Source organism: Dyella sp. 05T440 (assembly GCF_056395965.1).
The window spans coordinates 58563-82009 of record NZ_JBFTKN010000017.1; the positions used below are offsets into that span (position 1 = coordinate 58563).

The 23447-nt window shown below is 64.2% G+C and carries 23 protein-coding genes; 14 read left to right on the forward strand and 9 right to left on the reverse strand.

Annotated elements, in window-relative coordinates; translation table 11 throughout:
- The first annotated feature begins 8 nt into the window (after positions 1–8).
- From AC1DE1_RS18585 to AC1DE1_RS18620, 8 genes are all read left to right on the forward strand, one after another.
- Positions 9–1343 carry a cytochrome C gene (locus tag AC1DE1_RS18585; protein WP_477176152.1) on the forward strand — a complete coding sequence of 445 codons (1335 nt, stop codon included), beginning with the start codon at positions 9–11 and terminating at the stop codon, positions 1341–1343.
- Between the two features lie 72 nt (positions 1344–1415).
- Entirely contained in the window at positions 1416–1763 is a 348-nt protein-coding gene (locus AC1DE1_RS18590; protein ID WP_052950019.1) for a c-type cytochrome, read from the forward strand.
- Between the two features lie 281 nt (positions 1764–2044).
- Complete coding sequence (locus AC1DE1_RS18595; RefSeq protein ID WP_477176151.1) at positions 2045–2692, forward strand: TorF family putative porin; 648 nt, start codon at positions 2045–2047, stop codon at positions 2690–2692.
- 62 nt (positions 2693–2754) lie between these two features.
- On the forward strand, positions 2755–3339 hold the full coding sequence (locus AC1DE1_RS18600) for a sigma-70 family RNA polymerase sigma factor (RefSeq protein WP_441604544.1): 585 nt from the start codon (positions 2755–2757) through the stop codon (positions 3337–3339).
- The gene (locus tag AC1DE1_RS18605) at positions 3336–3965 is read left to right on the forward strand and encodes an anti-sigma factor (RefSeq protein ID WP_441604543.1); all 630 of its coding nucleotides are present in this window, start codon (positions 3336–3338) and stop codon (positions 3963–3965) included. Before AC1DE1_RS18600 ends, AC1DE1_RS18605 begins: the two co-directional genes overlap by 4 nt.
- A gap of 10 nt (positions 3966–3975) precedes the next feature.
- Positions 3976–5286, forward strand: coding sequence for a S8 family serine peptidase (locus AC1DE1_RS18610; protein ID WP_477176150.1), 1311 nt, complete (start codon positions 3976–3978; stop codon positions 5284–5286).
- Between the two features lie 67 nt (positions 5287–5353).
- A complete protein-coding gene (gene folE2, locus AC1DE1_RS18615; protein WP_441604646.1) occupies positions 5354–6241 on the forward strand; it encodes a GTP cyclohydrolase FolE2 in 888 nt (295 codons plus the stop codon).
- Between the two features lie 96 nt (positions 6242–6337).
- A complete protein-coding gene (locus tag AC1DE1_RS18620; protein WP_441604541.1) occupies positions 6338–6544 on the forward strand; it encodes a dodecin in 207 nt (68 codons plus the stop codon).
- A 52-nt stretch (positions 6545–6596) separates the two neighbouring features.
- Here AC1DE1_RS18620 and AC1DE1_RS18625 read toward each other — a convergent pair whose 3' ends face one another.
- On the reverse strand, positions 6597–6929 hold the full coding sequence (locus AC1DE1_RS18625) for a putative quinol monooxygenase (protein WP_477176149.1): 333 nt from the start codon (positions 6927–6929) through the stop codon (positions 6597–6599).
- A 201-nt stretch (positions 6930–7130) separates the two neighbouring features.
- Between AC1DE1_RS18625 and AC1DE1_RS18630 the strand changes: the two genes are divergently transcribed.
- Positions 7131–7925, forward strand: a complete 795-nt coding sequence (locus AC1DE1_RS18630; RefSeq protein ID WP_441604539.1) for an SDR family NAD(P)-dependent oxidoreductase — start codon at positions 7131–7133, stop codon at positions 7923–7925.
- Positions 7926–7975: 50 nt separating this feature from the next.
- Here AC1DE1_RS18630 and AC1DE1_RS18635 read toward each other — a convergent pair whose 3' ends face one another.
- Positions 7976–8887 (reverse strand): AraC family transcriptional regulator, encoded by a 912-nt coding sequence (locus tag AC1DE1_RS18635; RefSeq protein ID WP_477176148.1) that lies wholly within the window; start codon positions 8885–8887, stop codon positions 7976–7978.
- Positions 8888–9037: 150 nt separating this feature from the next.
- On the opposite strand from AC1DE1_RS18635, the gene AC1DE1_RS18640 reads away from it, so the two are divergent.
- Entirely contained in the window at positions 9038–9871 is an 834-nt protein-coding gene (locus AC1DE1_RS18640) for an oxidoreductase (RefSeq protein WP_477179254.1), read from the forward strand.
- A gap of 88 nt (positions 9872–9959) precedes the next feature.
- On the opposite strand, the gene AC1DE1_RS18645 is transcribed toward AC1DE1_RS18640, so the two are convergent.
- Entirely contained in the window at positions 9960–10487 is a 528-nt protein-coding gene (locus AC1DE1_RS18645) for a hypothetical protein (RefSeq protein ID WP_477176146.1), read from the reverse strand.
- Positions 10469–11581, reverse strand: coding sequence for an aminotransferase class V-fold PLP-dependent enzyme (locus AC1DE1_RS18650; RefSeq protein WP_477176145.1), 1113 nt, complete (start codon positions 11579–11581; stop codon positions 10469–10471). Before AC1DE1_RS18650 ends, AC1DE1_RS18645 begins: the two co-directional genes overlap by 19 nt.
- A 446-nt stretch (positions 11582–12027) precedes the next feature.
- Between AC1DE1_RS18650 and AC1DE1_RS18655 the strand changes: the two genes are divergently transcribed.
- Positions 12028–12183: a hypothetical protein gene (locus AC1DE1_RS18655; protein ID WP_477176144.1), complete on the forward strand. Its 156-nt coding sequence runs from the start codon at positions 12028–12030 to the stop codon at positions 12181–12183.
- 186 nt (positions 12184–12369) lie between these two features.
- Here the strand turns inward: AC1DE1_RS18655 and AC1DE1_RS18660 are convergent, their stop codons facing one another.
- The gene (locus tag AC1DE1_RS18660) at positions 12370–12609 is read right to left on the reverse strand and encodes a hypothetical protein (protein ID WP_441604532.1); all 240 of its coding nucleotides are present in this window, start codon (positions 12607–12609) and stop codon (positions 12370–12372) included.
- A 399-nt stretch (positions 12610–13008) separates the two neighbouring features.
- Between AC1DE1_RS18660 and AC1DE1_RS18665 the strand changes: the two genes are divergently transcribed.
- Together AC1DE1_RS18665 and AC1DE1_RS18670 are read left to right on the forward strand one after the other, a co-directional pair.
- On the forward strand, positions 13009–13839 hold the full coding sequence (locus AC1DE1_RS18665) for an alpha/beta fold hydrolase (RefSeq protein ID WP_477176143.1): 831 nt from the start codon (positions 13009–13011) through the stop codon (positions 13837–13839).
- 150 nt (positions 13840–13989) lie between these two features.
- Positions 13990–16164: a PAS domain S-box protein gene (locus AC1DE1_RS18670; RefSeq protein WP_441604530.1), complete on the forward strand. Its 2175-nt coding sequence runs from the start codon at positions 13990–13992 to the stop codon at positions 16162–16164.
- Positions 16165–16170: 6 nt separating this feature from the next.
- Here AC1DE1_RS18670 and poxB read toward each other — a convergent pair whose 3' ends face one another.
- The 3 genes from poxB to AC1DE1_RS18685 all read right to left on the reverse strand — a co-directional run bounded on the left by poxB (position 16171) and on the right by AC1DE1_RS18685 (position 21440).
- A complete protein-coding gene (gene poxB, locus AC1DE1_RS18675; RefSeq protein ID WP_477176194.1) occupies positions 16171–17886 on the reverse strand; it encodes a ubiquinone-dependent pyruvate dehydrogenase in 1716 nt (571 codons plus the stop codon).
- Between the two features lie 156 nt (positions 17887–18042).
- Positions 18043–20373, reverse strand: coding sequence for an alpha-amylase family glycosyl hydrolase (locus AC1DE1_RS18680; RefSeq protein ID WP_477176141.1), 2331 nt, complete (start codon positions 20371–20373; stop codon positions 18043–18045).
- A gap of 242 nt (positions 20374–20615) precedes the next feature.
- Complete coding sequence (locus AC1DE1_RS18685) at positions 20616–21440, reverse strand: plasmid replication/partition related protein (protein WP_441604528.1); 825 nt, start codon at positions 21438–21440, stop codon at positions 20616–20618.
- Positions 21441–21634: 194 nt separating this feature from the next.
- On the opposite strand from AC1DE1_RS18685, the gene AC1DE1_RS18690 reads away from it, so the two are divergent.
- On the forward strand, positions 21635–22570 hold the full coding sequence (locus tag AC1DE1_RS18690; protein ID WP_477176140.1) for a peptidylprolyl isomerase: 936 nt from the start codon (positions 21635–21637) through the stop codon (positions 22568–22570).
- A gap of 46 nt (positions 22571–22616) precedes the next feature.
- On the opposite strand, the gene AC1DE1_RS18695 is transcribed toward AC1DE1_RS18690, so the two are convergent.
- Positions 22617–23396 (reverse strand): DUF4349 domain-containing protein, encoded by a 780-nt coding sequence (locus AC1DE1_RS18695; protein WP_477176139.1) that lies wholly within the window; start codon positions 23394–23396, stop codon positions 22617–22619.
- Positions 23397–23447: the final 51 nt, after the last annotated feature.

Genomic DNA, 23447 nt, shown 5'->3' on the forward strand with positions numbered 1-23447 from the left:
GAGCTTTCATGTCGCCCTCTCTGACCCGAATCCTGCACCGGGCCGCGTATGCGCCGTGGATCCTGCTGATTGCATGCCTGATGCTGGCCAGCAACCGCGCCCATGCCGTGCCTGCCTATGCCCGCCAGACCGGCAACGCCTGCGCCGACTGCCACGCCGGCGCCTACGGCCCGGCACTCACGCCCTACGGCATGCGCTTCAAGCTCAACGGTTACACCGACACCGACGGCCAGGGCACCAAGATTCCGGTGGCGGCGCAGCTCACCGGCGCGCACAACGTGCCCGCGCGCGGCGACAACACCACCGAGCTCACCGAGGTGGACGTCTATCTCGCCGGCCGCATCAGCGATCACCTGGGCGGCTTCGTCAAGGTGGTGACGGAAAACACCGGCGACGATCACTACAACACCAAGCTGAGCAACCTGGACCTGCGCTTCGTGGCGAAGGATCTGAAGGTCGCCGGCAAGGACACCATCGTTGGCGTGAGCGTCAACAACAGCCCCGGATTCGACGATCCGATCTCCGCACTGCCGTATGCGTCGGGCCTGGGCCCGCCGGCCGTGTCCGGCACCCTGCTCAACCTGTCCAGCGCGAACACGCTTTACAACCGCGTGATCGGCGGCAGCGTGTATGCCCTTTACAACAATGACTGGTACGGCGAAGTCGGCACCTACAACACCATGCCGACCTCGGTGCAGGATCACCTGGGCTTCAACCCGGCCAGCGATCCGGGCCATATCAGCGATACCGGTTATTTCCGCTTCGCTTACATGAAGGACATGAAGCGGCAGTTCTTCTCCGCCGGCGTGGTGGCGCTCACTACCAAGCGCCAGTTGCCACGCAATGGACCCAGCGACGACATCACCGATCTGGGCTACGACCTCACCTACCAGTTCCTGGGCAATCGCGAGAACATCATCCAGGCGAGCTACGTAAACATCCTGGAACAACGCGACTATGGCAGCACGCCGACCATCAACGGCATCGTGGCCAAGCCCAACGGCAACGCACGCGATCAGACACTGAGCGTGACCTACACCTTTAAGCAGAGCTACGCGCTGCAGGTGGCGCATCTGATCAGCACGGGCAGCCAGGACCCGGCGCGTTACCCGCCTTATGGCAAGCCCGACAGCACCGCCAACATGATCACCTTGTACTGGACGCCGTTTGGCAAGGACGACTCGTTCACCTCGCTTGCCAATCTGAAACTCGCCGCCACGTGGTACCGCTTCACGCGCTTCAACGGCGCGAGCGCAAACATTTTCGGTGCGCCGCCCGGCGCGCTGATCACCGATGCGAAAGATCTCAACGCCTTCACCTTGAGCGCAAGTGTTGCGTTCTGACACCCCCCTAGGAGCCTGGACGTGACCAAAGCAAGGCTTGCAAGAGCGGCGCGCTGCGCCTTGATGACCGGTATGTTGTGCTACGGCGCGGGCGCCCTGCCCGCGCTGGCCGGCGACGCCGATGCCGGCAAAGATGTGTTCAAGCAGGAATGCTCCGAATGCCACAGCCCCAGGGAAGGCAAGAACAAGAAAGGACCCAGCCTGTTCGGCATCGTGGGCCGCAACGCCGGCAGCATTTCCGACTACAACTACTCCGATGCGCTGAAGAATGCGAAATGGGTGTGGACCGAGGACAAGCTGCACTGGTACCTGTCACAGCCTGCAAAACAGGCCAATCCCGGCACCAAGATGAAGTATTCGGGCCTCAACGATGCCAAGCAGCTCGACGACCTGATCTCGTATCTGCAGTCGAACCATTGAGAACACCGCGCCTGGTGTGTGCACAAACGCCTTCCTCCTACTAACCTTGGACGGCGCCGACGCGGCTCGCTCAAAGGACCGATGTTGCAGGTCGATTTTTTAGCCAGTGATTGCCAGGTACCTCTTCCCGCGGCGGGCCAGCTTCCGCGGCGTGCGGGTGTGGGTGCCTGAAGGTGATACCGCGACGGCTTCATCGTCGCCTTGCGCTCGCGGCTCTGGCCACGGGCGCCGGGCTGCCGTGGCCAGTGGCGCAGGCGCAGACCGCGACCTGGAGCGGCACCGTGGCGCTCAGTTCCCAACTGGTGGACCGCGGCCTGGCGATTACGCCCGACACCGCCATCCTGCAGGCGGCCGGCTCGGTGAGCCTGCCCTCGGGCTGGGTCTTCGGCGCCTCGGCCAGCGGGGAAGTACGCGATCTTTCGCCGCTGGCCGAAGCCTTCGTGCAGGCATCCCATTACTGGCGACTGACACCGGACTGGCAATTCCAGGCCGGGCTCATCTACTACGACTATCCCAGCCGCGGCGGCGGCACCTTCAACCGTGTGGAAGCCAGCACCAACTGGATCTACCGCGACGTGCTCACCCTGGGCGTCTCCGCCATCCAGCCCGTCGGCAGCAGCAGCCACAAGCTGCGCGGCGCCGCCGACGTGGGCTTCCACTGGCCCTTGCCCTGGCAATTCTCGTTTTCCGCGGGGGCCGGCTATGCCCAGGCCCAGGTGCCCTATTACGTGACCTACCCCAACGGCCACAGCAGTTACGGCTATCACGGCGGCGACCGCGTAAACTCTTATGGCTACGGACATCTTGGCCTGATCTGGAGCCAGGGCCCGTGGCGCGTGGAGGTCGATCGCATGGTGGTCGACCATGCCATGCGGGTGGAAAACCTGGCCGCCTCGCCTTGGGTTGCCACGATTTCGTTCACTTTTTGATCACGCAACCATTTCGGCCTGGGCGGGCACTTACGTGGTAACCCCCATGGGTAGTTCTAGCCATGAAAGACGCCGATATCGACGCTGACGAGACAGACCGCCTGCTGCTTCAACGCATGGTCGCGGGCGACCGCGCCGCGCTGGCGACGCTTTACCGCAGCTATCACGGACGCTTGTGCCGGTTCCTGTCGCGGCTGACGCGGCGGGCCGACCTGATCGAAGAGGTCATCAACGACTGCTTCTGGATCGTCTGGCAGAAGGCCGGCAGCTTCAAGGGCGAGTCGCGGGTGTCCACCTGGATCATCGGCATCGCCTACCGCTGCGGCCTGAAGGCGCTGCGCCAGCGCGGCGACGAACCGGTGGACGACGAAGGCATGCCCGAAGACCGCATGCCCTCCCACGACCCCGGCGAGGACCGCGAACTGCGCGACTGGCTGGGCAAGGGCATGGAGCGGCTGTCGGCCGACCAGCGCGTGGTGGTGGAACTGGTTTATGGCGTGGGCCACACGCTGGATGACGTGGCCACCATCATGCAATGCCCGGTGGGCACGGTGAAGGCGCGCCTGTTCCACGCCCGAGTGAAATTACGAAACGTACTGCCAGCCTTGGCTGGTGACCAGCTCACGCAGAAAGAGAGCGTGCCATGAAGTTGACGAAGGATACTGACAGGGACTGTTCCCGAGCCTGGGAAGCGATGCCGTGGGTGCTGCAGGACAGCGCCCCGCAGGAGCAGAGCGCCTGGCTCACCGAGCACCTTGCGCAATGTGAGGCCTGCCGCGAGGAATTCGCGCAGCAGAGCCAGTTGCGGCTTGCACTTGCGCTACCCACGGACGTACAGCTCGATCCGGAGGTCGGCCTCAAGCGCCTGATGACCCGCATCGACGACCAGGTCCAGGAAACCACGGCGCACGCGCGCAGCGGCACCTGGTTCCAGCGTGCGCTGGTGGCCGCCGTGCTGGTACAGGCGCTGGGCATCGGCGTGCTGGGCGTGAAGCTGTGGTCCGAAGATGCTGCGCAACCGTATCGCACCCTCAGCCAGCCATCGCCGGTGGCCATGCCGGGCGCCATCCACGTGGTGCCGGACGCCAACATGAAGCTGGCCGACTGGGACCACCTGCTGCATTCGCTGCAGCTGCAGGTGGTGGGCGGCCCCAACGATGTGGGGGCGTACACAGTGGTGCCTGAGCATGCGACGGCCACGCAGGACACGCTGCAGCAGTTGCGCGCGATGCGTGGCATCCGGCTTGCCGAACCGGCCACCACGAGTCCGTGAACACGTGCCCATGAAGATCCGCGCCCTGCTGCTACTGCTGGCCATGACGGTGTTGGGCGCGTGCACGGCGGCGCGCCCCTCCTCGTTGCCTGGCGCGACGGTCGGCCCCGGCGCATCCGGCGGCGACCACGTGGCCAGCATGAACAGCTCGCGCGACATCGTGCTGGCGGTGGCCAACCCGCAGGAGCCGCCGCCGACCCACGCGGGCTCCAGCATGCTCGGCTATGCGCCGCCGTCCAATTACGGCAAGGGCCAGCGCGCCATTTCAATGCTCGACAGCATGCGCGAGCACTACGGCTGGCATGAAGTCGCCGGCTGGCCGATCAAGGCGCTGAGCCTTTACTGCATCGTGCTCGAACCGCCCGCAGGCATGAGCCGGGATGACCTGCTCGCCGCCCTGGCCAAGGACGAACGCGTGGCGCTGGCCCAGCCGCTGCAGGATTACACCGTGTATTCCGCGCAGAACACCGACGACGCACACAAGTACAACGATCCGTATGCGGACCTGCAACGCGGCTTCGTCGAGACCGACGCTGCGCTCGCGCACAACAGCAGCCAGGGCGATCACGTGGAGATCGCCATCGTCGACACCGGCATCGACACCTCGCACCCCGACCTGCAAGGACGCATCCACGACGCCAGCAACGAAGTGGATGGCGACGATGCCGCGTTCAAGCGCGACGCGCACGGCACCGAAGTCGCCGGCATCATCGGCGCCATCGGCGACAACCATGTGGGCATCGTGGGCATGGCGCCCAAAGCCATCATCAGCAGCTACAAGGCTTGCTGGTACCCCACCACGGTGGAAGCCGGCGCACGCTGCAACTCGTTCACCCTGGCCAAGGCGCTCGCCGCGATCCTCGATACCGATGCGCGCGTGATCAATCTCAGCCTGGGCGGTCCGTCCGATCCCCTGCTCAACAAGCTGTTGATGCAACTGCTCGAGGAGCGGCGCATCGTGGTGGCCGCGATGCCGCCCAATGGCAGCACCCGGGGGTTTCCCGATAGCGCTCCCGGTGTGCTGGTGGTGCGCGTGAGCGGGCCCACGCCCGCGCCTCCCGAGGTGTTGAGCGCGCCAGGCAGCGACATCCTGACCACGCAACCCGGCGGGGGCTACGATTTCACCTCCGGCTCGTCGATGGCTGCCGCTCATGTGAGCGGCATTGTTGCGTTATTGCTGTCGATATCGCCGGACCTGGATCCAGGCAGCATCCGCGAGCTGCTGCTGAGCAGCAGCAAGCTGGTGGGCGGCATGCGTCAGGTGGATGCTGCCGCCGCCGTCACCGCGCTCAACAAGAACCTCAGTTCCTCGCGGCGTTGACGCCCCCGTTTCCTTCCCTTATCGCGGATCCCCAACCGTGAAGCAGATTGCCGAATCCCCCTCCTGCATGCCCGATGTCGCCGCCCAGCCCTATCTTGGCGGCCCACTCGACTGGGTTGGCATGGCAGGTATCGACGCCCCCGTGCGCATCGGCGCGGGCGACGGAGACATCCAAAGCGTGCATGCGCGACTGGATGCCTTCGTCAACCTGGTGCGCACCGACCGACGCGGCATCCACATGTCGCGCCTGTACCTGTTGATCGACGAACACCTGGGCGCTGCCGCGCTCAGTCCGTTCGCGCTGGAACGGCTGCTGCGGGCCTTCCTGCAATCGCATCATGAGCTGGCCGATCGCGCGCGCATCCGTTTGCGCTTCGACCAGTTGGCGCCGCGCAAGGCGCTGCGCAGCGATTACTACGGCTGGCGCAGCTACCCGGTCACGCTCGAAGCCACCCTTGGTCACGAGGGCTTCGAGCTGACGCTGGCCACCGACATCACCTACTCATCGACGTGCCCTGCTTCGGCAGCGCTGTCGCGCCAGCTGATCCAGCAGCGTTTTGCGCAGGACTTCCCTGCCCATGAGCCCGTGCAGCACGCCGATGTGTTCGCCTGGCTGGGCAGCGAGCAAGGCATCGTGGCCACGCCCCATGCCCAGCGCAGCGTGGCGCACGTGTCGGCACGGCTCGCCCACGGCGCTCCGCTGGATGTGATCGGCCTGATCGACCAGGTGGAAGCGGCGCTCGGCACGCCCGTGCAGACCGCGGTCAAGCGCGAAGACGAGCAGGCCTTCGCGCTCGCCAACGGCGGCAATTTGATGTTTTGCGAGGATGCCGCGCGCCGCATCCAGCGCGTACTGGACGCCGACGATCGTCTCGCCGATTTCCATGTGCGACTGGAGCACCAGGAGAGCCTGCACGCGCACGACGCCGTCGCGTACGCGAGCAAGCGTCGATAAGCAAGGCCATGCATGTCGGGGCGGCAGTGCCGCCCTTCACATCTCGTTGGCGAGCGTGGGTATGCACTGGATGGGACCCCAACGGAGACCATGCGCATGTCCGACCACGTCTACAAGTCCATCGAACTGACCGGCTCCTCCAAGACCAGCTGTGATGACGCCATCCGCACCGCCATCGCGCATGCCTCCAAGACGATCCGCAATATCCGCTGGTTCCACGTGATCGAAACACGCGGGCACGTGGACGAGGGTCAGGTGGCCTATTGGCAGGTGACGCTGAAGGTCGGCTTCACGATCGAATAGCGGGCGCTTCCTGTCTGCCTTGGCGACAGGCGCCCTGCCACCGCAGCGTTGATCACGCGGCAATCGCTGGCGCCGCGTGATAGCTGCGCTTGAGATCCAGGAAGTCGATGGTCCGTTCTGCCCGCAGCCACTGCGCCAACTGCGCCTCATACGCCTGCCGATACGGCTTGCCCAGGTGATGCTGCATGAAATGCTCCCGGCTGCACGCCCACACTTCATACAACACGAACGTGTCCGGATCGTCGGGCGGTTGATGCAGATAGGTGGTGACGAAATCCGGTTCGCTTGCCATCGCATCAAGCACGCCGAGCAGACCCTGCTCGAGTTCGCGCACATGGGCATGCTTGGCCGGCAGTCGCACGATGAAGGCAATCGTCTCGTTCATGGGATCACACTCAGACACGTTGAAGGGGTGATGCATGATCGGACGCGCCCGATGCCAACACGTCCGGGGCCTTCGATGAACATGTGCGATTTCATCGAACGGGACGTGGCGTGGACTTGCGCTTGACGTGGCCAGCCTCAACCTGACCCGGACAGGTCAGTTCGACCACACCTTTCCGCCCCTACTTCCGGAGTCAAAAGCATGCATATCGACCTCACCGGCCGCACGGCCATTGTCACGGGTTCCACCGCCGGCATTGGCCTGGCCATCGCCAGCGGCCTTGCCGGCACCGGCGCTCACGTCGTCGTCACGGGCCGCACGCAGGCCCGCGTGGACGAGGCCATCGCCACCATCAAGAGCGCCGTGCCGAACGCCAGGCTCACCGGCGTGGCGGGCGACCTGGGTAGCGCGGAGGGCGCGCGCCAGCTGATCGCACAGGTGCCTGAGGCGGACATCCTGGTCAACAACCTCGGCATCTTCGAGCCCAAGGCGTTCTTCGATATTCCCGACGAAGACTGGACGCGCTTCTTCGAAGTGAACGTGCTCAGCGGCGTGCGCCTCTCGCGCCACTATGCGCAGGGCATGGCCAAGCGTGGCTGGGGCCGCATCCAGTTCATCTCCAGCGAATCGGGCCTGCAGATTCCCGCCGAGATGGTCCACTACGGCACCACCAAGACGGCGCAGCTCGCGGTGTCGCGCGGCCTGGCCGAGTCGCTCGCCGGCACCGGCGTGACCGTCAATGCGATCCTCCCTGGTCCGACGCGCTCCGAAGGTGTGGGCGACTTCTTCGCCAAGATCGCCAGCGACCAAGGCATCACGCAGGATCAGGTGGAGCGTGATTTCATCCAGACCCATCGCCCGTCGTCGCTGATCAAGCGCCTGGCCACGGTGGAGGAAGTCGCCAATCTCTCGGTCTATCTCGCCTCGGAACAGGCCTCGGCCACCAACGGCGCATCGGTGCGCGTGGACGGCGGCGTGGTGCGCTCGATCGCCTGACCGGCAAGCTCGACGGACGCCCGATCATGCGGGCGTCCGTCGGCGCAGCCTCAATGCGATGAAACGAAGTCCGATGCCGCTGGCATCGGGGGCACCGCAAAGTCGTTGCGCATGCGCCGCACTTCGGCCACCGGCGTGCGCCCGAACAGGCGCTTGAACTCCCGGTTGAACTGCGACGCGCTGGCATATCCCACGGCATAGGCGGCTGCTTCCGCCGTCATGTCCCGACGAGCCATGAGCAGTCGCGCCTGATGCAGTCTCGTCGACTTCAAGTATTGCATCGGCGATGTCCGGGTGACCGACCTGAAATGGCTGTGGAACGTGGGCACGCTCATGCCGGCTTCGCGGGCCAATTGCGCCAGACGAATCGGCTGGGCGTAGGCAAGATGGATGTGGCGCAACGCCTTTCCTATCCGGCCGAAAGCACCCTGCATTTCCAGGGTCGAGCGCAGCGCCGCGCCCTGTGCCCCCGTGAGTACGCGGTAATAGATTTCCCGCACGAGACCGGGCCCAAGAACCGCTGCGTCCAGGGGTTCATTCAATGCCTCAAGAAAGCGCACTACCGATGTCTGCAACGCCCGATCCATCGGGCTGGACACCATGCTGCTGGGCGCATCCTGGACGGCGTGCGAGGGATGCTGGGCGATCTGCAGCATCAGATCGGCGGCGACCTGGAAATCCAGATGCATATAGATGGCTAAAAGCGGACGCTCCGGCGTCCCGTCCGACTCCATCGTAAACGGGACAGGCACGCCGACCGCCAGATAATGCTGCTCGTCGTAGACATAGACCTGGTCGCCAAAATAGCCACGCTTGCATCCCTGGCACACGATCACGATGCCGGGGTCGTACAAGACCGGAGTTCGGTGCAGGGCGCGGTCGGAACGCAGGATTCGCACCCCCGGCAAAGCAGTGAGGTTGTAGCCCTCCTGCGGCGCAAGCTGTCGAGCAAGGCTGCCCATCGATGGACTTTCGACCGGCACCTCCTGGGGCTTGGATGAGACGCGTCGGCTCATAGGAATGGGCAATACTTCCAGAACATCAGACGTAAAATATCCTCCCGTCATTCACTATTGTGCAAGCACCAAATTCAAACCCGAGGTGCAGTCGCCATGTCGGCAAGCAAAACGTTGTTGATTACCGGAGTCAGCAGTGGCTTCGGCAGGGCCCTGGCCCAGGAGGCTCTGGCCATGGGTCATCGCGTGGTGGGGACCGTGCGAAACGAGCAAGCGCGCGAGGAGTTCGAAGCGCTTGCCGGCGGCGATGCCACAGGGCGCCTGCTCGATGTCACTGACTTCGACGCCATCGATGGCGTCGTTGCCGACATCGAGAAGACCGTGGGACCGGTGGACGTGCTGGTCAACAACGCCGGCTATGGCCATGAAGGCATTCTGGAGGAGTCGCCGCTGGCCGATATGCGACGGCAGTTCGATGTAAACGTCTTTGGCGCCGTGGCCATGATGAAGGCCGTGCTGCCCTACATGCGCAGTCGCCGCCGGGGACACATCCTCAACATCACCTCGATGGGCGGCCATATCACGCTGCCCGGCATCTCCTATTACTGCGGCAGCAAGTTTGCCCTCGAAGGCATTTCCGAAGCCGTCGGCAAAGAAGTGAAGCCCCTGGGCATTGCCGTAACAGCCGTGGCCCCCGGCTCGTTTCGCACAGACTGGGCAGGACGCTCGATGGTCCGCACGCCCCGCTCCATTGCCGACTACGACGGGCTGTTCGACCCCATCCGCGAAGCCCGCCAGCAAAAAAGCGGGCGGCAGCTTGGTGATCCCGTCAAAGCAGCAAGAGCCATGCTCGAGCTGATTGCCCATGACTCGTCTCCAGCACACCTGTTGCTGGGAAGCGATGCACTCGAGCTGGTGCGACAGAAGTTGTCGTTGCTCGGCGAGGACATCGATCGATGGGAGTCCGTCACCCGTTCAACGGACGGCTGACAACGCCGGCCAGTCACCGGGAGCAGCGTCGGCACTGCTCCCCCAAGGTTCACTCCCCGATCGAACATTGCGGCGAGAACCGGCACGGCTATTGAACAAGAAAACGCCACGCGTTCTGGCACGCCCCGTAAAGCAACGCAATGGCAGCGGCGTAGATGAGCTTGGGCGAAATGGTGGAGGAAAGCAGCAACGCCACGCCTGCCGAGGCAAGCATGAGCGTGGCCAGCATCGGCACGAAGTAGTCGGTGAGTGAGTTCCTGAACGCGTCGGCGCTGCGATAACCGCGCAAATGCTGGACATGCCAGGCGATGCGGGCCGTCGCGATCAACAAAGCGGTCCAGCCGACGAAAACCAGCGAACCTGCGGGAATCAACAGAAGGAGCGCGATCCCAAGCACCGCCAGAAAGTCGAAAAAGCTGCGCTTGGCGACCAGCAACATCCACCCGCGGTGCTCGCCGGTGGCGGCATGCAGCTTCATGGATAGCGAAACAAACAGCAGCCCGCTCAACGTGGCGGCAACTTCCGCCATGGTCGAGTAGGCCGATTGCCATTCATTCATAGCTTCGGCTCCGTAAAACGGCTCGGTTGCGCCGCAGCCTAATGCGCAGCCAACCATTGTGCGCAGCGTTCGATGTCTCTCGTGTCATGCCACCCATGCAGGGCAATGCGCAGATAGCCCTCGCGTGTGCTGGTGCTGATGCCTTGCGCGTCGGCGGCACGCAGCAAGCGTTCGCAACGTTCCGCCGGAACAGCGAACGACAAGATGGATCCCAACCTGCCTGCGTTGAGGAGTTCATCCAGTCGCTGTGCTTCAGCAGCCCACGCTGCATTTGGCGCCAAAGCGGCCAACAAGGCGCGCTGCAAGCTAGCGATGTGCGCTTGCAGCCTGGCCGCACCGCCGCTTTCCACCAGCAGGCGAATGGACGACGCCAGCGCCGCACATGACACGATCGACGGGCTGCCTGCTTCCAGGCGCCGTCCATCGGTGGCCCACAGCGCATCGTTCTGCGCCTGCCCGCCGCTCTGCGAAAAATCATCCGGTGCCGAAAGCCAGGTGCCCAGCGGTACGAGCTGTTGACGGAAGCTCCGCTCGGTCCACAGCAACCCCTGCCCCTGCATGCCGAGCAGACCCTTGTGCCCGCCACTGGCAAACGCACTGATGCCCTCGAACGAGGTCGCGACAGTGCCCGCGCCCTGGATGCCATCGACCACCAGATGCACGCCGCGTGCGCGACAACCGCGCCCGAGTTTTTCCAGGTCGAGGCGCATGCCATCCTGGTAACGCACCCACGAAACCGCCATCACGCGCGTGCGCGGCGTGATGGCGTCCAGCAAACGCTGCTCCGGTTCGATCTGCGCATCGGGCGCGACAGAAGGCTGGGCAAGCTGGCCGGCCCACAGCTCCACTTCCGTACACGTCACGCCCTTGCCGGCCAGCGCCAGCCACGGCAGTCGATTGCTCGGGAATTCGCCAGCGGGAATCACGACCTCGTCGCCCGCCTGCCACGCATAACCCAGCGCTACCACTTCCAGCCCGGTGGATGTGCAGGTGACCAGGCTGATGTCCTGCGCGTCGACACCGAGCAAGGTGGCGCCGATCTCGCGCAGCGAACGCTGCACGTCGAGGAAGTCTTCGTTCCAGCGCACGTCCCAGGGCCGCAACTCCGACGCCATCAGCGCGCGCACTGCGTCGGCCGACGCGCGGGGCAAGGGGCCATCCTTGCAGTGCGAAAACCACCGCACGGCCGGCGGCATATCGAACAGGTCGCGGGAAATCAGGGGCGCTATCGGCGGCACAACGCGTATTCCTTGATGCGGTAACGCCTATGGCCGCTCATCAACGATGTGCGCGGCCGCGGCAAACAGATGGCGCACGCTAGCACAAGGATTTGCGCGCCCGGCCTGTCGCTGCGCTATTCGAAAAGCACCGACATTCACACGGTCTGCACGTCGTGCGCGTCCGCTGCACGTGTCCGCAGTCCGCCGTGCTTGTCCGGACACCGTCCGCGGACACTGACGATCCAACGTAGCGATGCGCACAAATGGCTTGGCAATGCGGGATGCCAGCGATGTGCGAGGTTGGCACGGGGCTTGCCATATATCCAGTGAAAGGCCCAGTAAGAGCCACCCGACAACCCCCGTGAAGGAGAACGACCATGAAATTCGAAAACCTGATGCTGCACAGCCTGTTCGCCGCTTGCATGCTGGTCTGCGTGTTGACCCTGGGTGCGATGATCGCCGCCCCGGCCTATACCAACGCCGCTGTCGCCAGCGCGGCTCCGGTGGCCACCACGGCACAGCCGGCCGGTTGAGTCACTCGCTTGCGCACCGCGTCGCTTGCCGTCGCACGCTCGAACGATCCCATCAGCGAGATCCGCACCGATAGCTAGCCCCGGGGATATCCCGGGGCTCGACCAGCGCCAGCACCCGCACCTGAAGGCCGCACCCGATGCCTGCACGCGCGGCATCGCCCATCCGTCGCTGCATCGTCGAGGGCTTCAGCCCGCGGCGGAGGCCTGCCGGCTGAGTTCGGTCAGTCCGTGACGTTCCATCGCGGCGTAGACCTGCTCCCACCACCATCGGCTATCCCCGCGATCGATCGATGATGACGGCACCTGGACCAGCTGCTCGAATGCTGCCCACAAGTCCTCTTCCGGCGCATCGCGCCTTGCCAGTCCGTTGAGTTCCTCATCCAGCGCGGCAAACATCGTTGCCCATTGCTCTTTGGAGTAACGCACGATCTTGGGCCCTCGGTCGAAAGTGGCTACGGTTGCACCGGTCCCTTTCTCGTCCATTTCGCAGCGCTCGCGGCGAGCCTTGCGACTGGCAACGACGAGCCGCCCGCTTGACGTCCACTTCACTCGCAAAAGTGGACTCTTTTTCGGCGTGTCGTGCGACCGGCGCTGTGACGCAACGCTGGGATCCCCAGCCAATCACCTGCCCGGCATTGGCGGTTCCCCGCGCCCGGTTCGGATGCCACGCCAGCCACAGGGGTCAACGAGTACGGGAAACGGTCACGTTTCCACGTCGTCGTGCGCGGCTGCATTCGCCATCACCGCTTATCGCTCCACTCCTCAACTGGCGTCGTCGACGCCAGGTCTTAAGTCACGCGCAACTCAACCAACAGGTGCAAGCACATGGGCAGCAGTACGATCACCACCAAAGACGGCGTCGAGATTTATTACAAGGATTGGGGCAAGGGCCAGCCCATTGTTTTCAGCCATGGCTGGCCGCTGTCGGCCGACGACTGGGATGCACAGATGTTGTTCTTCCTCAGTCATGGCTATCGCGTCATCGCGCATGACCGTCGCGGCCATGGTCGCTCCATGCAGACCGAAGACGGCAACGACATGGACCACTACGCGGCCGACCTGGCCGCGCTCACCGAGAAACTCGATCTGCACGACGCCATCCACGTGGGTCACTCCACTGGCGGTGGCGAAGTGGTTCACTACGTGGCCAATCACGGCCTCAAGCGCACGGCCAAGATCGTGCTGATCAGCGCCGTGCCGCCGCTCATGCTCAAGACCAAGGACAACCCCGATGGCTTGCCGCTGGAAGTGTTCGACGGTTTTCGCGAGGCACTCGCGGCCAACCGCGCGCAGTTCTACGTGGATGTCGCCTCAGGGCCGTTCTACGGTTTCAACCGTCCGGGCGCCAAGCCCGTGCAGGGCACCATCGACAACTGGTGGCGCCAGGGCATGATGGGCGGCACCAAGGCCCACTACGACTGCATCAAAGCCTTCTCCGAAACCGATTTCACCGAAGACCTCAAGAAAATCGACAAGCCCGCCCTGGTCTTGCACGGCGACGACGATCAGGTAGTGCCGTACAAGGACGCGGCCCTGCTGTCGGCCAAGCTGCTCAAGAACGCCACGCTGAAGATTTATCCGGGCTACCCGCATGGCGCCTTCACCATCCATCACGACGTGATCAACAAGGACCTGCTCGAGTTCTTCAAGAGCTGATGCACCCCGCAGCCCCTGCGCCCGGCGCGGGGGCTGCTTTCATCGCAGCTGAAGCACCGCCCGCGGCACGCCCTGTGACCGCAACCACAGCGTGCTCACAAATACCGGCGGATAGTCTGGCGCACACGAATGCCCGGGGGTTTTATGGCCGTGTCGGCTCCGCTATCCACCGACGAAGGACGACGGCTCGAGCGCCTGCTTTCGCTGGGCGTACTCGACACGGAAGCGGAGCCCCTGTTCGATGCCCTGACCAAGGCCGCCTCCCTGCTCACCGGCGCCCCTATCGCGCTGATGACCCTGGTGGACGATCAGCGGCAGTGGTTCAAGTCCAACGTGGGACTGGAGGGCACCCGCGAAACCTCGCGTGCCGTGGCCTTCTGTTCGTACACCATACTTGGCGATCAGCCTTTCGTCGTGCCCGATGCGACCGAAGATCCGCGCTTCGCCGACAATCCCCTGGTCACTGGCGACCCGCATATCCGTTTCTATGCCGGCGCGCCGATCACGCTCAATGATGGCCTGCGCATGGGTGCGCTGTGCGTGATCGATCGCCAGCCGCGACGTTTGTCCAGCGAGCACGCGGCCATCCTGCAGGAGCTGGCGATTGCCGCTGCCGAGGCCCTGGAACAACGCAAGGCCGCGCTCGAACACAGCGAGTCCCTGCACCGCGAAGCCTTGCTGCATCGCCTGTTGATGGAAGACCGCACGCGCCTGGCAGCCATCCTCGATGCATCGCAGGCGGGCACCTGGGAATGGAACGTGCAGACCGGCGAGATGCGCTTCAACGAACAGTGGGCCAGCATTCTGGGTTATGCGCTGGAAGATCTGGACCTGCTCTCCTCCAGCGTATGGCGCGATGTGCGGGCGGACGAAGGCGGCATCATCCAGGGTGCGCAACGCCGTCTCACCCATCCCGACGACTTGCCGCAAATGGACCAGTGCCTGCAGGAACATCTGCGGGGCGAGCGCTCGCTGTTCGAGAGCGAAGCACGTCTGCGCCATAAGGATGGCCACTGGTTGTGGGGCCTGCTGCGCGGACGCGTGATCAGCCGCACCGACGAGGGCAAAGCGCTATGGATCTACGGGACGCTGGTCGATGTTTCCGAGCGCAAGCGCATGGAGCGTCGCCTGCATGAAAGCGAGGCCTTCCTCGATCGATCCGGACGCGTCGCCGGCGTGGGCGGCTGGCAGCTGGATCTGGCAACCCATCAACTCACCTGGTCGGATCAGACCTGCGCCATCCATGATCTGCCGGCAGGCCATATCCCCACGCTTGGCGAAGCGATCCACTACTACGCTCCCGAAGCGCGCGAGCAGATTCAGCAGGCCGTGGCCAGGGGCGCCGAAGACGGCAAGGGCTGGGATCTCGAACTGCCGATGATCACCGCGAAGGGACGCCACATCTGGGTTCGCGCCGCCGGCGCGGTCGAGTTCGAGCATGGCAGGCCGTGCCTGCTCATTGGCGCGATCCAGGACATCACGGCGCGCAAGCAGGCGGTGGAATCGGTTCAGCGCAGCGAACGCCGCTTCCGCAAACTGTTCGAGGAAAGCCTGGGCCTGATCTGCACGCATGACCTCCATGGCACCATTCTTTCGGTGAATCCGGCTGCTGCGCAGTCGCTGGGCTATTCGATCGGCGAACTGTTGGGACGTCCGTTCAAGGAACTGATCGATCCTTCGCTGCACGGCAGTTTCGATGCGTACTTGCGCCGCGTCACCGGCGAAGGTGTTGCGCACGGCCTGTTGCAGATCAAGGCCAAGGACGGTCGCAACCTGGTCTGGCAGTTCCACAATTCGCTGGATACCGAAGACGAGGAACCCTATGTGCTCGGCCACGCGCTGGACGTGACCGAACGCATGCGCCATGAAAGCCAGCTGCGCGAATGGAGCGTGCGCGATTCACTCACCGGCTTGTTCAACCGACGCTACCTTGGCCAGGTGTCCGAGCAGCTTGGCCACAACGATCGCTGGGGCTGCATCGTGATCGACCTGGAGGGATTCAAGTCCGTCAACGACACGCATGGCCACCAGCGCGGCGACGAAGTGCTGGTGGCGATGGGCCACTTCCTGACCATGCATGTGCGTCCCGACGATATCGTGATCCGCTCCGGCGGCGATGAATTCCTGGTGTTGCTGCCGCACGCCGGCGAGCAGGAAACGCTGGCCATCGTGCGGCGACTGGAGGCGGCGCGCGCCAGCGCGCCCAACCGCTTCACCATGGGCTACGCCATACGCATCGGCGGCATGCCGCTGGACGCTGCGCTGGCCAGCGCAGACAGCCAGCTCTATCGCGTGCGGCGCGACCGCGGTTACCAAGGGCGCTGAGCCCAGTCAGCGAAACAGATTGGTCTTGGCCAGTTCAATCAATTCGTCGCCCCGTCCGTTGATGACCGTGCGCAGCGCCCACAAGCCAAAGCCCTTGGCCTGTTCCAGCTTGATGCTGGGCGGCATGGCTAGCTCCTGCGTATTGGTCACCACATCGAGCAAGGCGGGGCCGTCGTGCGCGAGGATATCCTTGATCGCGGCGGGCAGATCGCCGGGATCTTCCACGCGTATGCCATGCACGCCGACGGCACGAGCCATCGCGGCAAAGTCGGGATTGACCAGCGACGTGCCGGTTTCCAGATAACCGCCTGCCTTCATCTCCAGCGCCACGAAGCCCAGCGTGTGGTTGTTGAACACCACGATTTTCACCGGCAGCTTCTGCTGCACGAGAGTGAGAAAGTCGCCCATCAGCATGGAGAAGCCACCGTCGCCGGAAAGGCTGATCACCTGCCTGCCTGGATAGGCCGCCTGCGCGCCAATGGCCTGCGGCATCGCGTTGGCCATCGACCCGTGCACCAGCGAACCAATCAGGCGACGTCGACCATTCATCTTCAAATAGCGCGCCGCCCAGATCGATGGCGTGCCTACGTCGAAGGTGAATACCGCATCGTCCGTCGCCGCCTCGCTCAGCAGCTTGGCGAGGTATTGGGGATGGATCGGCTTGCGGCCGGGCTTGCCCGTGGCCAGTTCGTCCAACCCCTCGCGCGCCTTGCGATAGTGCGACACGCTGGCGTTGAGATGGGCCTTGTCCTGCTTCGCCTTCAGTTGCGGCAGCAGGGCCTCGATGGTGGCCGCCACATCGCCCACCATGCCCAGGTCCAGGCGCGCGTGCTGACCAAGACTGTCCGGGCGAAGATCCACCTGTGCAATCTTCGCGTCGGTGGGATAGAACTGCCGATACGGGAAACCCGTGCCCAGCATCAGCAAGGTGTCGCAGTTCAACATGGCGTAATAGCCGGAACTGAAACCGATCAGGCCGGTCATGCCCACGTCGTACGGGTTGTCGTATTCCAGGTATTCCTTGCCGCCAAACGCGTGCACGATGGGTGCCTGCAGGGTCTCTGCCAGCTTTACCACGGCGTCATGCGCGCCTGCGCAGCCGCGACCGCACAGCAAGGTGATGTCCTTGCCGCTGTTGAGCAGTTGCGCCAGTGCATCGATGTCTTCCTGCGCCGGACGCACCACGGGCGGACGCAGCGCGATGGATGAACCGGCCGACGGTTTGGCATCCAGTTCAAGCAAGGCCACGTCGCCGGGAATGACCACCACCGCCACGCCGCGCATGCCGATCGCCGCGCGCATCGCGCTTTCCAGCACGGCGGGCAATTGCTCGGGCGTGGATACCAATTCGCAGTAGTGGCTGCACTCGCGAAACAGCGATTCTGGATGAGTCTCCTGGAAATAGCCGCGGCCGATTTCCGCGCTGGGAATCTGCGCCGCAATCGCCAGCACCGGCACGCGCGAGCGATGGCAGTCGAACAGGCCATTGATCAAATGCAGATTGCCGGGGCCGCAGCTACCTGCGCAAACCGCAAGATCTCCCGTCAGATGCGCTTCGGCGCCGGCAGCGAAAGCCGCGGCCTCTTCGTGCCGCATATGGATCCAGTCGATGTCGCCGCGCGCCCGCAAGGATTCCGTGATGCCGTTGAGACTATCGCCCACCACGCCGTAGATGCGTCGCACGCCGGCGACGTGCAGGGTTTCGGTGATGACATCAGCCACTTTCGTACGCGCCATAACTCGACCTCTTCGATGGAAGGCCCGCGCCAGAGACGGCATGACGGGTCCAGCGAGTATCGCGTCGGCGGCGTGACAACCATGTCAGCCTCGCGCGCCTCCGCACGACCTGCGTGGGTCGTGCGGAGGCAAGCTTGCGAACTACTTGGAGATCAACAACAGCAAGGACTGCCCGCACTGCCCGTAGGTTGTTCCGGCGCCACCAATCACGGCTTCGTTGCCCGGTGATACGAAGGTATTGGCGCCATCGTTCCAGTTGCAGGTATCGGTGACGCGATACCACTGCGTGCCCGAGGGCGGCGCCGGCAGCGTGAAAGTGACGCTGCCCGACCAGCCGTTGTAGGCGATATACATGGAGTTGCTGTCGCCCAGCGCCGGACCATTGATGGTGTATGCAAGCGCGTAGTTGCTGGTGTTGTTCCAATAGTTGGTGTCTGCCGTCGCACCGCTGGGCTGGTACCAGACCACCTGGCTGGAGGAATACCAGCTGGCCGGGCGCAGGGCCGGATGCGCCTTGCGGAACGCGATCAGGCGCTGGGCAAACGTGTAGAAATTGCTCTGATCCGTGGTCCAGCTGTTGGTGAGCCAGTTCGCGCTGGAGTCCAGGTTGTAAGCGTTGTTGTTGCACTGGAGCGTGCGCAGGTATTCATCGCCACCCTGCATCAGCGGCGTGCCCGCCGAGAGCATTTCGAACGCCATACCGGTGCGCGCGGCACGACGCTGGTCCAGCGCCGTACCGGTGCCGGCCGACATGCCCTGGTCCCAGCTGTAGTTCGTGCTGGTGCCACCGTCGGATGGGCCGTAAGGCCATGCCTGGCTGTTGCTCGCGCCGTTGCACGAATAGACGTCCTTCAGCGTCATGCCGTCATGCACGTCGATGAAGTTCACCGAGTTCCACGGCGAACGTCCATTGGCCTGGAACAGGTTGGACGAACCGGAGAAGTCGTTCGCATCCTGGGTGATATGGATGGTCATGCTGCCCAGTTCGTTCTGCGCCTGGCGCAGGCTGTCGCGGAACACGCCGTTCCACTCGGACCATCCCTGCGGGAAGCCCCCGAGCTGATAGGAATTCCCACCGATGGCCCACGGTTCGGCAAACAGATCCAGGCCGCTGCCGCCCGTGGCCGGGCGCACGCTGAACTCGCGCAGGATGCGATTGATCGCCACATTGGAGTCGGCCGCGTCGAAGTTGTAGCCGCCGCTCGGGCAATTGGGCGCCGCCGAGGTGTACGCACCGTTGAGGCAGCTATTGCCCAGCACGGAAGCAAGATCGAAGCGGAAGCCATCCACGCCCATGGTGTTCGCCCAATAAGCCAGCGAATCCACGATCAGGTTCTGCGCCACCGTGTTGTACGTGTTGTAGTTGGCGCCGATGCCGGTGTTGTCGTAGAAATATTGGTTGCCGGAGGTCAGCTCGTAATAAGTGGCGTTATCCAGGCCACGCCACGATTCGATCGTTGCCGTGGTCGGGTCGTTGCTGGTCCAGGTGCCGCCCTCGGCCGTATGGTTGTAGACCACGTCCATGTACACCTTGATGCCGGCATTGTGGAAGGCCTGCACCATCGCCTGAAATTCCGCCGTGGGGCCGCCGGGTGCCTTGTTATAGGCGTAGCGTCGGTCCGGCGAAAAATAGTTCTCGGTCATGTAGCCCCAGTAGTTCTGGTTGGCATCCGAGTTGGGCACCACATCGTTGGCGTCGTTCTGCGTTTCCTGCACGGGCAGGAATTCCACCGCGGTGACGCCGAGGCTGGCCAGATAACTCGCCTTGAGCCCCGCCCCGTAATAGGTGCCGCGATACTGCGCGGGAATCGACGTGTCCTGTTCGGTGAAGCCGCGCACGTGCACTTCGTAGATCACGTCGTCCTTCTGCGCACGCGTGGGCTTGGTGCCGGTGCCTTGCGTGCTCGGCGCCAATACGACGCCCTTGGGCGCGTAGATGCCGCTGTCCGTCGTGCGATAGCTGGCGCCAGAGGCGAACACGTTGCCGTTCTGGTTCGACGGGTTGAGCGGATCCTGGCTCACTTCCTGTGCATAGGGATCGAGCAGCAGCTTGTTGGGATTGAAACGATTGCCACTGGCGTCGACATCGGAAACGAAGCCCACCTGCGAGCCCTTGCCCCAGCTGCTGCTATACGGCCAGTTCGGTCCCCAGGCGCGGTATCCGTAGTACACCGAACCGGTGATGCCCGCCGCCTGGATCGACGACACCGGCACCGTCACCGCCCATACGCCGCTGCCGACGGAGCTTAGTGTGTAAGTAGCCGATTCCTGCGCGCCATAGCCGCTCGCATACAGGTACAACACGATGCGCGTGGCGCTGGACGAGTAGACGCGAAAGGTGATGCTGGTCTTTTGCGCGTTGTAACTGGCGCCAAGACTCATGCTGTTGATAGCCGCGTGGGTCGTTGCAGCGGGCACGCCGGCGAGCGCCGCGCAGGCCAGCAGCGCGGCGAGGATTTTCGAGCACTTCATGGGTGAGCCTCCATCCTGCTTCGTTGACGATCAGGTCGAACAGCAGCTACGCCATGAGGCACTTCCCTGCCACGGCTGGCGGACAAGCGAACACCACTGTCGTTCGCAACTTGAGGCTCGGTCGCGCGCACTCCCCTCGCGCGACAGCCATCGGGCGGCAGTGCAGTGCATCGTAGAAAGCATCGCAGTGCAGCAACCAGCGGATGCATACGTATTCATTGCGAACACGGTCCGCAAAACCGTCACTCGCTGGCGGAGCGTTCCCAGCGGGCGAGCTGTTCGCGCAGGGCCTCGTTGTCGGCCTTGAGCTCCGCCACTTCGGCTTTGAGCTCGGCCACCCGACGCTGCAGTGTGGGCAGGTCCTCGCCCTCGCCTGCCTCCACCACCGGCTTGGGTTTGCGCTTGGCTTCGCGCACGCGCTTGGCCGCCTGCTTGAGCTCGTCGTCGCCGGCGCTGGCAGCGGCGCGCTGCTCATCCTCCGGCAAGGTCGCCACGGCCGCCGCCGCATTGATCGACAACACGCCGGACTTCACCGCCGCCACCACTTCCGGTGCGGCCTGCTTCTGGATCTTTTCGATCATCACCACCTGGTTGTTGCTCAGCCTCGCCTCGCGCGCGATGGCCTGGCGGCTGGGCAGCGGCTCGGACTTGGCGGGCGATTCGGCCACGTCGGCCGCCGGGGACGGCGGCACCTCGTCGGCAGCCGGTGCGGTTTCCTGCTCCGCCGGCTTGGTGCGCGTGCGACGCTCCTGCAGGATCTCGCGCTTGCGCAATGCCAGCACGCCGCGCTGGAAATCGGACACGCTGCGACGTCCAAGGTGCTGCTCGATCATCCACAGGTGCACGTCTTCCATCGACTGGAAGCGCGTGTTCTGCACCGTGTTGAACGGCAGGTCGTGCTTGCGGCAGATGCCGTAACGGTTGTGACCGTCCACCAGGACGTCGCCCCATAGCACGAGCGAGTCGCGGCAACCCTCCGCGAGCAGGCTGCGTTCCAGCGCCTCGTATTCGTCCGGGGTGAGCGGGTCGATATAGGCCTTGAGTTCTTCGTTGACGACGATGTCCATGGGAGCGTGCTGCAGCGGGCAAAGGGGCGGCATTGTAGAGAACCTGCGCGCCGGTTTCGCGGCTTGCGCGGGGCGGCGGAACGTGCGCAGGCACTGGTGAGGCCGTCGCGCACAGGGTGCGCTCCCACAGGGATGGGCATGGAGGCGCCAGGACAGCTCTGCTACCTTGCTGGCTTTCCGACGAGGGGGATTCCATGCTGCTGCGCCAATGCCTTGCCCTTGCGCTCGCTGTCTCGCTGTCCGCCACCGTGGCGGCCGACGAAGCGAAGCCTGCCCATACGCCCTCGCCGAAGGAACTGCTGGCCAAGTCGCAGGCGCAGGAGTGGCGCACGCCCGACCCGCAGAACCTGCTGGTCATGCAGCTGCCGCAGGGGCGCGTGCTGATCGAGCTGGCTCCCGATTTTGCGCCGCTGCATGTGGCCAATATCCGCACCATGGCGCACGAGCACTATTACGACGGCCTCGCCATCGTGCGGGTGCACGACAACTTCGTCACCCAGTGGGGCGACCCGGCCAGTGACGACGACGGCGACAAGAGCAAGCTCAAGTCATTGGGCTCAGCCAAGGACCGACTGCCGCCGGAATACACCCGCCCTTACGACGCCAAGCTCCCGTTTACCGCGTTGAAGGACGGCGATTTCTACGCAGCGGAAGTCGGCTTCTCCGAAGGATTCCCGGTAGCGCGCGACAAGGCGAGCCAGCAAGAGTGGCTGACCCATTGCTACGGCATGGTCGGCGTGGGCCGCGACATCGATCCTGAAACCGGCAGCGGCAGCGAGCTTTATGCCGTGATCGGCCAATCGCCGCGCGCACTCGATCGCAACATCGCCGTAGTCGGCCGCGTGCTGCAAGGCATGGAATACCTTTCGGGCCTGCCGCGCGGTACCGGCCCGCTGGGCTTCTATGAAAAGGCCGAACAACGCGTGGCGATCCCCTCCGTGCGCCTCGCCGCCGATCTTCCCGCTGACCAGCGCCCCCACGTGGAAGTCCTTCGCACCGACAGCGCCACCTTCGCGGCTTTGGTGGATGCCAAGCGCAATCGCCTGGACGACTTCTATCGATTGCCGGTGCACAAGGTGGACCTGTGCAGCGTGAGCATTCCCGTGCGCGACGCCAAGCCGGCGCACTGATCAAGTCAGACGTTGCCGCTCCTTGGCGGCAACGTCCTGGTTTCAGCTACTGCGGGGGCGCTTCGCGCAGGCGGGACTTGCGCGTTACGCGGCGCCAGATCCAGCGCCATCCCAACGCCAGCGGGAACGCCAGCAACAGGAACGGGATGCCATAGGCAAGCATCGACAAGGCGTCGCGAATGCCGTCGTATAGTTGGTCCATCCATTCGCCGAGCGACACACCAAGCCGGTGGCCGCCACTCTTATCGGCGAAATCCAGCTGTAGCAGATTGGTGTCGAGACGCCGCTGTTGTTGCGCGGCCGTGTTCTGAAGGCTTTCGCGCTGCACCTGGATCTGAGCGCGTTCATGGCCCAGCGCAATGAGGTCGCTGGTGGCCAGGTCCTTGCGTTGCGCCAGCTGTTCCATCTGCGCTGAATAAGCCTCCAGCTGCTGCAGCTTCTGCTCGTTGTCATTCACCGCGTCCGCCAGGTCTTCAGCGCGGGTTTGCCGCCACGCCACCGTCCCATCCTTGCTGGCCATGCCGGTCAGCGGCTCCACGCCGGACGGCACCACGCGCAGCGTCAACATCGCGCTGTTTTCGCCCTGCTCGATGCGCAACACATTGCATGCGCCAAACTGTGCCGACTCACACGCCTTTCGCACGGCGGCCATGCGCGCTGGGATCTCTGCTTCAGGCAAGGTGATGCGCAGGTGGTGCTCATACGCAAGCTTGGCCCCACCGCTGGCCGTTTCGCCTGGCACAGGTAACGGTGCCACTTCCTGCTTCTTCGAACATCCGGCTGCTACCACCACGAGCGCTGCCAACAGCACTCCTCGTTCCAACATGCGCATGCCTTTCCCCTGTTAGTCGACGTTCCTGATCCCACGCGTCGGCAG